Source organism: Paenibacillus sp. T2-29 (assembly GCF_052921365.1).
Window position 1 is genome coordinate 236,643 of record NZ_JBREVE010000006.1, and the last position, 11,997, is coordinate 248,639.

Here is an 11,997-nt window from a genome sequence, read left to right on the forward strand (position 1 = left end):
CTGAGGCAGATATTTGCCGCAGGCTGTGGCTATGATCTTTAACCACAACACTCAGAACACAAATGATCTGGTTGTTGTGATTTCTCTCGAAGTGTATTCTATAAAGTTTGATTGTGTTTCCCGGCTTTTAATTCTTTAAAATTTCTTGCAAATACCCAGCCAACTCTTCTGCTGCTTTAGTATGGGCGGACAGTCCGGGATGGCTGCGAGACCCTATCGTTTCTTCTGTCGTGTTAGGCAGTTGGAACACCGACACCTTCCGATCCTTCGTTCTTTTCTTGTATGCGTCTACCGCCCGGTAGACCGCTGGCATCATTGGAGTACCAAGCATTCCATAAGCCCACACAATATGGGCAGTAGGATTGCAGCTCCGAAGCTTGACAAGGAAATGTTCGGTAGCGTTTTCAAAAGCTTGTAAATCTTCTTCATTGAACGTGCCATCCTCATTCAAACGTTGCTTATACACTTTCCCACTTACCGGGTCTGTCCATGCTGGAGAATAAAAGGCCCCACCGTCATTAGTCGCCAAATTCACTACGACCACGTCCGGCTGCCAAGAAGTAAAATCATGATCGGCAAAGGCCCCTAATGCTTCATTTCTCTCGCCGGTGAGTACACCACATATCTGCTCATAATATGCCGGTATATTCCCATGTGGATTGTTATCCCAGCTTGTTAGCACACCCCATCCGCTTTGTGAGAACACTCGGTAATCCGCATTCAGTGCCTCGGCTGTTATGGCTGTATAATTGCGTAGGGCCGTGAACAGCATAGGAACCCAGTCTGTCTCTTCCTTTGCTCCAATTGTTCCTTCTCCTGAAGTAATGCTGTCACCGATAAATTCTATCTTAAGAGGTTTATCAGGGACCGGCAGCAATTCTCCGTCAACCTTCAGGGCATGAATTTGCAACAAGCAGCGTGAGTCCGAACTCATAGGCTGGACATCCTTGACGATACGAACATTTTTGACCGTGTCAGAGTTCAAGCCTCTCAAAAGACAGATCCAATGCCGACCAGCGGTCACCATCAGGCGACTCATCGGGACACCATTGACGACAATACTGATCCAAGACTCATAGATCTGATAATCGGCTTCTATTTCAATCCATAGCTCTGAGCCTTTCATATTCAATTCAATGCCGCTGCCTGTCCAAAATAGAGTGAGAGGTGTAAGTGTTGGCGTAGTTCGGCCATGAACCTTTACATGCTTTGCTTTTGCAAGTGGATATGTCTTCAATCTCTTGTTATGCGACATACTCAACATCCTCCTTATAATCTCGAATGAATGCTAGTTTCTGTAATATTGTAAAAGAAGTGACAGGGAATCTCAAATTCTATTTTAAGAAGTCAGGGTTTAAGGCTTTATATGAATGATTTTGAGCAATTACGAACTTTATGGCAGCAATGGATAGCAAAAAGCACCAGCAGGTTTCATTTTGCTGATGCTTTTTTGATATTCAGAGCACAGTTACCGAATTTGATTTTTTTTCAGATATTACTTTCATTCTTTAATTAGCTTTGCCGAACATGACGATATTAATCGCCTTGCCGAAGTCTATACCTACTTTGCCAGTTAATTCTGCTGTTTTTTGCGCCAATACCACTGCGTTGACACCACAAGAGAACAGCGCAATATCAAAGTCATCTTTGTGTGCTGCGATCCACCCGAGTGTTTCCGGCATCTGTTCATATTGATGAAATGCGATCGTGTGCGCGATATGCAGCCCGTACGGCTCGGCTTCAAGAACAGGCTTTACTTCAGCGGCTGTCCGGGTTACCAGTAGAATGCGTCGATTTTTCAGGATGTTCCAGAAAGCGGGTGTCTCCGCCAAATATCGATTCAGGCAGGCATGGCAAGTCAGCGCGGGAGAAAGATCATAGTGAGCAAAGACCTGATCGGTCAGCTCCCGCTTCATATAGGATGGTGCTTTAATAGATTCGTCATCATAAGGCAAAATGCCAGCTATGCTGGCTTTGCTCACTGCCTCTGCCACTGCGTCTCGTAGTTCCGTATTGGGCAGAAATAGTCCCTTTTGGCCGAGATTGGCTTTGACTGCCCAGCGTTCCTGTAACACCTTTTCCATCGGCCAGACGGTGTCTTGAGCCAATACCAAATTTTCGCCATCTCCAATACGTATGAGTGAGAAGGGCTGGTGCTGATCGAGTGCTAGCTTCAAACGTTTCAATACCTCGTCAATCTCCAGATATTTTGGATCCGTCATATCTTGTTTCCTCCCTGTCAGTCCTGCTTGTTCGACTTTTCAAATAGAGCAAAAAACTTCGTATTCTATCATATGTCGAAAGTAAAAAGGTTTTTGTATGAACGGCTATTCTTTTTCGATTCTACCTATTTTTGCAAGAGTTGTTGCATCTGTACGTGCCGTTTCAGGAGCGTCTTCATAACTTGAGAGAAGACGGATGAAAGGGAGGAAGTTCAATGAATCGCAAGATTGTGATTGAAATTAACTTTAATAACTATGGGATGAATCCCAACCGCCTGACACGTGAGTGGATTAGCGAGCGATTGGATATATTCAGAACCTTTACACTGCGGAGTCTGCTCAATCAGACGAATGCGGATTTTTTATCTGTCGTCAAGTTGGCGGGTGGATGCAGCGACATTGTGGAAGAGGAACTGGCTCAACGTGAACCCATTCCCGAGCACATCCGTTTTGGTACGAGCATTGAAAGTAAACGTCGTATCAATGCGTATATCGAAGGCGCGGACGAACTGCTCATTGCTAGAATTGATTCCGACGATTTGTACCACCAGTCATTTGTACAGCAGTTGCATGATTACAAGTTTCAACCGGATACAGTTGCACTGGTAAATCAAATGGGGTACTTATGGGATGCGGTTGAGGGACAGATGGCACCGGTGTTTCACCGCTCGCCTTCCTTTTATGTGTTTCGCTATCAAGTAGAGGAATTTCTGAATGATTACCGTGTCGTTATTCCTGGGAAAGGCACACACGGATATGTAACGGAGCTGCCACATGAGGTGATTCCGCTTCGCAACTATGTGAATGTCATTCATGCCGCCAATACTTCGGTGAAAAAGGTGCCGGCAAAGGATCGACTCTCAGAAAATGAAATGAACGCGGTGCTGGCTGAATTTTTGGGCACAGGCATTGCCAATTCCTAACGGTCAGGAGGAGATTATATTGTTCAAAGGAAAAAAACTGCTGGTGACCGGAGGAACGGGATCTTGGGGGCAACGCCTAACGGCTGAATTGCTGAAGGAGGGACCGACGGAAATTCGTATTTTCTCACGCGGCGAATTTGCGCAGATTGCCATGCAGCGGCAATTCCAGTCTGATCCCCGGCTGAATTTCATGATTGGAGATATTCGGGACCTTCAGGCATTGCAGGAGGCTTGTTGCGGGGTAGATTATGTGTTCCATTTGGCGGCATTAAAGCATGTCCCTGTGTGTGAGAAACAGCCGGAAGAGGCTTTCAAGACGAACGTACATGGTACGGAAAATGTGATTCGGGCCAGCATAGAGCAGGGAGTCGCCAAGGTCATTGATGTTTCTACAGACAAGGCGGTAGACCCGGTGAATGTATATGGGATGACGAAGGCGATTGGCGAAAGATTGATGATCCGCGCCAACGCCTTAAGTGAGCGTACTCGCTTTGTGTGTATTCGCGGCGGCAATGTGCTAGGGACAAGTGGAAGTGTCGTGCCCCTGTTCAAACGCCAGATCGCGGAAGGTCAGGATTTAACGCTGACGAGCCCAGATATGACACGTTTCTTCCTCACGCTCGGAGAGGCAATTGGCTTGCTGCTGAAGGCTTCTGTTACGGCGATTGGTGGAGAGACGCTAGTCATGAAAATGAAGGGTTGCAATATTGCGGATTTGGCAGAGGTGATGAAAGAACAGGCGGGACAGCCTAAGTTAAAAGTGAAAGAAATTGGTATACGTGGTGGAGAAAAGCTGCATGAGGTGCTGATCTCGCCCTATGAGGTGCCGCACACGTATCGCTATGATGATCGTTATTTTGTTATTCTTCCCCAGCAAGCAGACAAGCGTTTGTTGAGTCAATATGGTGGATTGGAGCGGGTGAGCTTCGAACAATACCGTTCGGACGATGAGTTAATGGATCGCGCTGGAATTGCTGAGTTACTGCAAGGTATGGAGTAACGATGAAAGAGGTGGGTATTTTGCAGCTTATGGGAAAAATCACAAAAGGAACTGTAAAGGTGGCTGTGATCGGCCTCGGTTATGTAGGGCTGCCCATGGCAGTGGAAATGGCACAGGCTGGTTATGACGTATATGGTGTGGATTCCGATCCTGTCAAAGTAGCCAAGCTGCTTCAAGGAAAGTCGTACATCATAGACATTGGCGATGATGCATTGGAAGGTCTGATCGGACAGCAATTGCATCCAGTTACGGATATCAAGGTGCTAGAGCATGCGGATATCGTCGTGATTTGTGTGCCTACGCCGCTGACGGATGGACATCAACCGGATACGTCCTATATTGAGACGGCTATTGATCAGGCCATACCTCATTTGCGTAGACAAACGCTGTTGATTCTGGAAAGCACCACCTATCCTGGAACGACCGAAGAACTGATTCGGCCAGTGATAGAGCAGCGCAGGGGATGGACAGTGGGTAAGGATTTTTATGTGTGCTTTTCACCGGAACGTGTCGATCCGGGCAGCGTCCATTTTAACATTCGCAACACCCCTAAGGTGATCGGCGGTTGCACACCGGATTGTCTGGCAGCGGGAGCAGGTTTTTACGGATCTTTTTTGGATCAGATTGTTCCGGTTAGCTCAACAACCGTGGCTGAAGCCGCCAAGCTGTTTGAGAATACGTTCCGCAGTGTCAACATTGGAATGGTCAATGAGCTGACAGCGGCCTGTGAGAAAATTGGCATCAATATATGGGAGGTACTGGATGCAGCGGCAACCAAGCCGTTCGGCTACATGCCTTTTTATCCGGGACCAGGCATTGGGGGACACTGTATCCCGGTTGATCCGCTATATCTGTCGTGGAAATCGGAGCAGCTCGGTTTTCCGCTGGAATTCGTGGATCTGGCAGACCGCATGAATCGGCGTATGCCGTTGTATATCGCGGAGCGAATCGAATCCATGCTTGCTCAGGAAGGAAGAGCCATAAACAAGGCCAACATCATTCTGGCAGGTGTAGCCTACAAAAAGGACATTGATGATGTTCGGGAATCCCCGGCTCTTGTCCTGTTCGAGCATCTAACAAAAATGGGTGCTTCGGTTAGCTTCACGGACCCGTATGTATCGAGTTTTAAGCTGAACGGTGAAGAAATCCCATCTCGGACGGCAAATGCCCAGCTGTGGGAAAGTGCAGATATTGTGGTCATCACGACAGACCATTCTGTGGTGAACTACCAACAGTTGGTTGACCATGCTCGGCTGGTCTTCGATACACGTAATGCGACTGCACATTGCACAGGTGGACATGTCGTGATTTTGGGGCATCCTGGTGACGGAGGGGGCGCTGCTGTTGGCTAACCGTGATCAGGTGAACGAACGTTATTACGGGCAGATTAATTCAGAGGAATCTCATGAAGCCACCCGCAATAGAATTCACTGGATTTGTCGCCATGTACAGGGTCGCACTGTGCTGGATGTTGGGTGCAGTCAGGGGATAACGTCCATTTTGCTTGCGCGGGAAGGCTTTGAGGTAACGGCGATTGATTTGGAAGAAGACAGCATTTCTTATGCAAAAAAAGAACTTCGCCAGGAATCTGCACCCGTCAGGGGACGAGTCCACTTTCAGTTAGAGGACATTTCACAATTTGAACGTCCTCCCGGTGGTTTTGACACTATTATTTTAGGAGAGATTTTGGAACATTTTGCGCATCCCGACACCCTGCTGGCCCATGCTTACCGCTTGTTGAATAAAAAGGGGACGCTCGTCCTGTCTGTACCTTATGGATATCATCCATTTCACGATCACAAACGAACTTATTATGCCGGAAGTCTCTCCCGCGTGCTGTATCCTTACTTTAAAGAACAAGCGCTGGAGGTACATCATAAATATTTGTGCTTTGCAGGTCACAAGAAGCCAAAAGAGCTGCGTGAGGCTATGCCAGGGGCAGAGCAACTGAATGAGTGGATGAAACTGGATGAGGAGCAGTTTCGACGGGTAGAGCAGCAGCATGTTCGCAAAATGAATCAGCGAAAGGCTGCACTCGACAAGGCGGTACAGCGAATCCGGTATATGGAGCAACAACTATTTCCATTGGAGAGGGTTACGCGTGTCGAACAGATAGACAAGACGCAGGATGAGAGGAGAGGTGCATATACTGATGGCAAGTCTACCGGAAAAACAACGGAAGAATCAGCCAACGGTAAAGGGGATGACGTGAAGTCATGACTGAGCATCTAATGACCATCAGCTTGTGTATGATCGTAAAAAATGAGGAGCAGATACTGGCCCGGTGTCTGGATTCGGTCGCAGACCTGATGGATGAAATCATCATCGTGGACACGGGATCGACGGATCAGACAAAGACGATAGCAGCGCGCTATACGGATCGGATATATACGTTTGAATGGATGGATGATTTTGCCGCCGCTCGTAATGAATCGTTTGACAAGGCAACGTGTTCCTATATCATGTGGCTGGATGCGGATGATGTGCTATTGGAACCCGATCGTGAACGTCTGCGTTCCTTAAAGCAGCGATTGTCTAAGCATATCGACGCGGTGGTGATGCCACTTCACTTGGCAGAGGGTGAGCAGGGTGAACTGTTGTTCACCTCACGCCGTATACGCCTTGTGAAGCGGGATCAACAATACCGCTGGGAAGGGCGCCTGCATGAGGATCTGGTGATACCTCAGGGGCAAATCGTACATTCGGATGTGGCAGTGACACATCGCCGAATGCAAGACCATACGCTCCGTAACCAACGTATTCTCGCCCGGTGGATCAGCGAAAGCGGCAAGCTGGAAGGGCGTTTACTGTATTTTCACGCCAATGAATGCTTTGACCGCAAGGAATATGCCGAGGCAGCAGAAGCCTTCGACCATCTGCTGGAGGAGCCGAGCGGCTACCGGGAGGATCGGATTACTGCTTGTGCGCGATCGGCTGAATGCTATCTCCATCTCGGGAAGCCCGAGCAACAGCTGGATCGTCTGCTACGTTCTTTTCGATACGGGGTGCCGCAAGCAGACTTGTGCTGCATGATCGGGGACTGGTTTTTCACAAGAAACGAATGGAATACTGCCGCATATTGGTATGAAAGAGCAACGGAGCAACAGCATCACCTTCCTGGTATGCGACCTGTCCCACTGCCATGCTACTCTTGGTTACCTCATGTGCGGCTCAGTCATTGCTTTGCACATATGGGTAAGCTGGAAGCTTCGTATGAGCACAACCAAGCCGCTTTACGTTATTTGCCTGATGATCCGCATTTGCTGGATAACGAACGCAAGCTCAGGAAGGTAATCCCCAATCATTCATCCACAGCCCGGTCCTCAAAATAATTCAAGCTGTTCTGGCCCGTGATCCGCATCAGGCGGCTTGCGAGGTGGAAAAGGCTTAGGCTCCATGCCCAGCATGGTCATGAGTTGCTTAGCGTTGGCAGCAGCGTCTCCACCTGAGTTGTTGTTGAATATCACGCATACCTCACGGCTTTGCTGCTCCAGTTCCAGCAATCTGTCTTTCCATTCGGCCAATTCCTGTTCATTGTACCGATACAGATAACGAACCTCCCGCCAATTAGGCGCAGAGCTTTGATTCCAGCCTGATACGTTACGTCCGTGGAGACGTACGATGGTCAGGTTGCTGTCTGTAGCCTGCGGCACAATGGGAACTGACCCAGGACCTGCCTGCGGCTCGTCGCATACGCTATGTATCCAGCCTTCCTCACGCATAAATGCCAGCGTTTGCTTCCGAAAATCTGCTGTGAACCAGCTTTGATGTCTAAACTCAAGTACGGATGGGACCTCTCCCATCCTATTTTTCGTGTCTCGCAGTATGGCGACATTCTCACGTGTGCAGTCAAACCAGGGCGGGTACTGAAACAGCACGGCTTTAAGCTTGCCCGCTTCGCGAAGAGGTAGTATGGATGCATGCAGTGCTTCGTACATGGCATCTATCGTTTTGAAGTAAGGCTGTTTGCCGCGGGTGTGTCCGGTCATGCCTTGATAGGCCTTGACGAGAAATGAAAAGGAGTCTGGAGTTTCCGCCGCCCAGCGCGCCATACGATCCGTAGGCTGTACTGCATAAAAAGAACTATCCATCTCTACTATCGAAAAATGGCTTCCATAGACACTTAGTTTTTGGTTAGCTTTAGTGCCCGTTGGATATAAGTCATCGTGATCGCCCCAACCCGTCAGTCCAATTTGAATCATAACTTTGCCGCTCCTTTCCTGCATGAAACCTCTGTAAAGGCGTTCCCATGATTCATTTTAATGATAAAATGGGGTAAATCACATGAAGTTGGTATGAAGTTCCTATGATTATTTAAGCTCAAATACGTTTATTGTAACATGTTCTCATGACAGGAAGCCTTGTGCTTTAAAAAAATGCTTATTCGTAATGTTTTTGAGTTTCCAGTTTGAAAAAGCTAATATAGTATGTAATAGAGCGAAATGAGTTCATGGAGGAGAAACGATATGGCAGAATGGTACGAGCAAAGCTTTGGGGAAGATTATTTATTGGTATACAAGCATCGCGACTTTCAGGGAGCCTATCAGGAAGTGCAAAAAATGATCTCCTGGCTCAAATTACCGCAAGGCTCCAGCGTATTGGATTTATGCTGTGGGATGGGACGTCATTCGCTTGCGCTCGCAGATGCAGGTTATAAGGTGACAGGTGTGGACCTTTCCAATGTGCTACTGAGAGAGGCTCGTGCAGCTGATTCCGAAGGGCGGGTAAGTTGGCATCAAGGGGATATGAGAGAGGTGCCGCTGGATGAAAGTTATGACGCAGTGATGAATTTGTTCACCTCCTTCGGTTATTTTGAAAAGGATGAGGAGCAGCTTAAAGTATTAAAGGAAATTTATCGTCTATTGAAACCGGGAGGCCGTTTTATTATAGATTATTTGAACCCTTCCTACGTAGCTGCTCATTTGGTACCGCATTCGTCCCGGGAGGATGAAGGAAATTGGATTGAGGAGCACCGGGTCATTGAAGATGGATTTGTGAAAAAGCAAATTGCCATTCGGTCAGCCGCATCTGTGACGACTACAGAAGCAGCCTCAGAGCTGGGTACCACTCACGCTGACGCAGAACCCGTGCGTGTGTACTATGAGCGAGTAAAGCTATATCCGTATGAAAAGTTCCGTGATTTGCTAGAACAAGCCGGGCTATCCGTAGAGCAGGTGCACGGAAGTTATGATGAAGATCAATATATAGAAGATGCTTCGCCCCGAATGATTTTTGTCGGTGTGCGGGCTTGAAACAGAAGGGCGGATGGGAAGCCATGAAATTGCCAGAGCTTACGCCGTGTGAGCGAATAGACGGAGGCTTTCAGGTCAAAATATCCATGTCTTTTCCGCTGCGCTGGGTGAATAGCTATGTGATCAAGGGACAGCATGGTTTTACAATTGTAGACCCGGGTCCGCGCAATCTGGATACAGAGGCAGAATGGGCATTTGTGTTTCAACAGCTGGGCATGTCCTTTGGGGATATTTCGGACATTGTGGTGACGCATCATCACCCCGATCATTACGGATTGGCGGGGTGGATGCAGCAGCAAGGTCAGGCTCGCGTACATATGTCAGCTCGCAGTCATAAGGAAGCGATGATGATGTGGGACGCTCCAGAATTGACGACCGCTATGGAGAAACGGCTGCCTAGCTTTTTTGTCCAGCATGGCTTTCCTTTGGAACAGGTATCAGCCTTGGAATCACATATGCAGCAGGCTTATTTGCAAGTGAATCCGCAGCCTGAGATTACCTTCATTCCTACCGGAATAGACGCTCGTCTGGAATTAGACGGACGGTTCTGGCTGCCCGTTGAGACAGGAGGGCATGCGCCTGGGCATGTGTCCTTATATGAGCCGAATAGCGGCGTTATTCTGTGCGGTGACGCGGTGTTGCCGCAGATTTCTCCTAATATCAGTCTGCTGCCGGGCAGCGATGCCCAGCCGCTGAAGTCTTATATAGACGGCTTGCAGCGCCTAGGTGAGCTAGAGGTCGCCTGGGCATATCCCGGGCATCGCAATCCGTTTGGGTATTTTCGCGAACGGACGCAAGCATTGCTGGCGCATCATGAAGAACGGCTGGAGAAATTCTGGCAGCTGATCCAACCGGAAGGCAGCACAGCCTATGAGCTGTGCATTGCCGTGTTCGGCGACAAGCTGGGGATTCACCAGCTAAGGTTTGCCATGTCCGAGACGCTGGCCCATCTGGTGGAGCTGGTGCGCCGTGAACGGGCCTCTATGAGCGAGGAGAATCCCATCGCGCGCTTTCATTCCTTTTGCCGTCCATAATGGCGGAAAGTTAATGAATATAGCGATATGACAAAGCAACATGACAGAACAACATGACAAAGCGGCATGCATGCCGGGGAAGAGGCTTTTATGAATTTGCTGCTGCTGGGAGCTACCGGACGTGTGGGCCGTTTTATATTAGATTATGCGTTAACGGATGGTCATACCGTAACTGCCCTAGTTCGTTCACCGGACAAGTTGGAGGATTTCGCATCCCAATGCGGGACACAGCTGCAAATCGTACAGGGTGATGCCACCAACGCGAAGCATATAGCACAAGCGCTGAAGGGCAGGCCAGCAGTTGTGATCAGTGCGCTGAATACAGATGGAACCACCACCTTATCCGTTAGCACAGGTCTGCTGATTCGACTGATGCAGGAGCAGTCCATTCACCGGCTCATAACGGTAGGAACGGCAGGGATTTTGCAAAGCCGGACCGAACCGAGCCTGTATCGGTACGAGTCCTCCGATACCCGGCGACGCAGCACCCGTGCGGCCGAGGAGCATCGGCGGGTGTACGAATTGCTGCGTGAATCGGTACTAGACTGGACAATCGTATGTCCGACCTATCTGCCAGATGGCGGACGTACAGGTGTATATCGCGTGGAAAAAGACTTTCTACCCGAAGACGGCTCACAAATTACCACTGCGGATACAGCTGATTTTACCTATCGTCAATGGAAGAGTTGCGATTTTATCCGTACAAGGGTGGGCATTGCCTATTGATCGTGGAACGCAAAACATAGCTTTATTGATAAGCATCCAACCAGAGCGCAGTAAGTGTATCTACTTATGTTGCGCTCTTTTTTGTTTGACAAACATTCCGGGATTGAATACTATGGTTCTATAAGGAAACAATGTTTCTGAGATAAGCAAAGGAAGTGCATTGAATGATGTCTGAGCCATCGCAACCTTATAGAACCTATTCTGAGGTGAAGTTACAGCAACAGCAATTGCTCCGTAAAAATGTGATTGATGCCGCATGCATCCTTCTTGTAGAAGAAGGGCCTGAGGCTGTGACTGTACGGCGAGTTGCACAGAAATTAAGCTGTTCCACCAAGATCATTTACAGTATTTTTGGCAGTAAGGATGGTCTTGCCAATGAGATGTATCTGGATGGATGCCGGCTATTGGCCGAAACCTTTCAACAAGTACCTGTTACCCAAAATGTACTCGCTGATCTGGAAGCATTATGCTGGGCATATTGGGAATTTGCGAGGCTTCATTCAGCCTATTACAAAATGATGTTTGGCGGGGCATTATCTGATTTTAAGCCAGATGAACAGAGTTTGGAGGGCACCACAACGGCATTATCGCGAATCCTGCAAACCGTCGTACACGCTATGGAGCTGGGAGCACTGAAAGAGCAGGACCCGCTGCTGGTTGTCCGAATGCTATGGTCAGCTTTACACGGGGTGATACATCTACAATTTGCAGGTCATTTTTTGACTGCGGACATGGCACAAGAGGTATATGCATTTACACTGAGGAATACGCTCGATGTATGTAAACCCTCGTCATCTCCAGCGTAAATATGAAGTGGCTGAGGTCATCTTCGTGATGGCT

The 11,997-nt window shown here is 48.5% G+C and carries 12 protein-coding genes; 9 read left to right on the top strand and 3 right to left on the bottom strand.

Going from position 1 to position 11,997, the window contains the following annotated elements:
- Positions 1–127: 127 nt before the first annotated feature.
- A complete protein-coding gene (locus tag ACU1JV_RS18290; protein ID WP_413986899.1) occupies positions 128–1,255 on the bottom strand; it encodes an SGNH/GDSL hydrolase family protein in 1,128 nt (375 codons plus the stop codon).
- Positions 1,256–1,508: 253 nt separating this feature from the next.
- Positions 1,509–2,222, bottom strand: a complete 714-nt coding sequence (locus tag ACU1JV_RS18295; protein WP_413986898.1) for a GT-D fold domain-containing glycosyltransferase — start codon at positions 2,220–2,222, stop codon at positions 1,509–1,511.
- Positions 2,223–2,437: 215 nt separating this feature from the next.
- Between ACU1JV_RS18295 and ACU1JV_RS18300 the strand changes: the two genes are divergently transcribed.
- The 5 genes from ACU1JV_RS18300 to ACU1JV_RS18320 are packed head-to-tail and all read left to right on the top strand — an operon-like array spanning position 2,438 to position 7,477.
- Positions 2,438–3,145, top strand: coding sequence for a glycosyltransferase (locus ACU1JV_RS18300; RefSeq protein ID WP_013372761.1), 708 nt, complete (start codon positions 2,438–2,440; stop codon positions 3,143–3,145).
- A 19-nt stretch (positions 3,146–3,164) separates the two neighbouring features.
- Positions 3,165–4,145, top strand: a complete 981-nt coding sequence (locus tag ACU1JV_RS18305; protein ID WP_025678773.1) for a polysaccharide biosynthesis protein — start codon at positions 3,165–3,167, stop codon at positions 4,143–4,145.
- Positions 4,146–4,147: 2 nt separating this feature from the next.
- Positions 4,148–5,497, top strand: a complete 1,350-nt coding sequence (locus ACU1JV_RS18310; RefSeq protein WP_413986897.1) for a nucleotide sugar dehydrogenase — start codon at positions 4,148–4,150, stop codon at positions 5,495–5,497.
- Positions 5,490–6,365 (top strand): class I SAM-dependent methyltransferase, encoded by an 876-nt coding sequence (locus ACU1JV_RS18315; RefSeq protein WP_413986896.1) that lies wholly within the window; start codon positions 5,490–5,492, stop codon positions 6,363–6,365. Before ACU1JV_RS18310 ends, ACU1JV_RS18315 begins: the two co-directional genes overlap by 8 nt.
- The gene (locus tag ACU1JV_RS18320) at positions 6,362–7,477 is read left to right on the top strand and encodes a glycosyltransferase (protein ID WP_413986895.1); all 1,116 of its coding nucleotides are present in this window, start codon (positions 6,362–6,364) and stop codon (positions 7,475–7,477) included. The genes ACU1JV_RS18315 and ACU1JV_RS18320 overlap by 4 nt, the downstream gene beginning before the upstream one ends.
- Here the strand turns inward: ACU1JV_RS18320 and ACU1JV_RS18325 are convergent.
- On the bottom strand, positions 7,469–8,347 hold the full coding sequence (locus ACU1JV_RS18325) for a DUF72 domain-containing protein (RefSeq protein ID WP_413986894.1): 879 nt from the start codon (positions 8,345–8,347) through the stop codon (positions 7,469–7,471). The genes ACU1JV_RS18320 and ACU1JV_RS18325 overlap by 9 nt on opposite strands.
- A 264-nt stretch (positions 8,348–8,611) precedes the next feature.
- On the opposite strand from ACU1JV_RS18325, the gene ACU1JV_RS18330 reads away from it, so the two are divergent.
- The 4 genes from ACU1JV_RS18330 (at position 8,612) to ACU1JV_RS18345 (ending at position 11,963) form a co-directional block, all read left to right on the top strand.
- On the top strand, positions 8,612–9,397 hold the full coding sequence (locus ACU1JV_RS18330; protein WP_058710318.1) for a class I SAM-dependent methyltransferase: 786 nt from the start codon (positions 8,612–8,614) through the stop codon (positions 9,395–9,397).
- A gap of 23 nt (positions 9,398–9,420) precedes the next feature.
- On the top strand, positions 9,421–10,431 hold the full coding sequence (locus tag ACU1JV_RS18335) for an MBL fold metallo-hydrolase (protein ID WP_137079145.1): 1,011 nt from the start codon (positions 9,421–9,423) through the stop codon (positions 10,429–10,431).
- A 90-nt stretch (positions 10,432–10,521) separates the two neighbouring features.
- The gene (locus ACU1JV_RS18340) at positions 10,522–11,157 is read left to right on the top strand and encodes an NAD(P)-dependent oxidoreductase (protein ID WP_413986893.1); all 636 of its coding nucleotides are present in this window, start codon (positions 10,522–10,524) and stop codon (positions 11,155–11,157) included.
- A gap of 167 nt (positions 11,158–11,324) precedes the next feature.
- A complete protein-coding gene (locus ACU1JV_RS18345; RefSeq protein WP_165081798.1) occupies positions 11,325–11,963 on the top strand; it encodes a TetR/AcrR family transcriptional regulator in 639 nt (212 codons plus the stop codon).
- The last annotated feature ends 34 nt before the right edge of the window (positions 11,964–11,997 follow it).

Coding starts and splice junctions, on each gene's coding strand:
- ACU1JV_RS18310 (WP_413986897.1), top strand. CDS start 4,148: ATGAAAGAGGTGGGTATTTTGCAGCTTATGGGAAAAATCACAAAAGGA.
- ACU1JV_RS18295 (WP_413986898.1), bottom strand. CDS start 2,222: ATGACGGATCCAAAATATCTGGAGATTGACGAGGTATTGAAACGTTTG.
- ACU1JV_RS18300 (WP_013372761.1), top strand. CDS start 2,438: ATGAATCGCAAGATTGTGATTGAAATTAACTTTAATAACTATGGGATG.
- ACU1JV_RS18335 (WP_137079145.1), top strand. CDS start 9,421: ATGAAATTGCCAGAGCTTACGCCGTGTGAGCGAATAGACGGAGGCTTT.
- ACU1JV_RS18320 (WP_413986895.1), top strand. CDS start 6,362: ATGACTGAGCATCTAATGACCATCAGCTTGTGTATGATCGTAAAAAAT.
- ACU1JV_RS18330 (WP_058710318.1), top strand. CDS start 8,612: ATGGCAGAATGGTACGAGCAAAGCTTTGGGGAAGATTATTTATTGGTA.
- ACU1JV_RS18325 (WP_413986894.1), bottom strand. CDS start 8,347: ATGATTCAAATTGGACTGACGGGTTGGGGCGATCACGATGACTTATAT.
- ACU1JV_RS18290 (WP_413986899.1), bottom strand. CDS start 1,255: ATGTCGCATAACAAGAGATTGAAGACATATCCACTTGCAAAAGCAAAG.
- ACU1JV_RS18340 (WP_413986893.1), top strand. CDS start 10,522: ATGAATTTGCTGCTGCTGGGAGCTACCGGACGTGTGGGCCGTTTTATA.
- ACU1JV_RS18345 (WP_165081798.1), top strand. CDS start 11,325: ATGTCTGAGCCATCGCAACCTTATAGAACCTATTCTGAGGTGAAGTTA.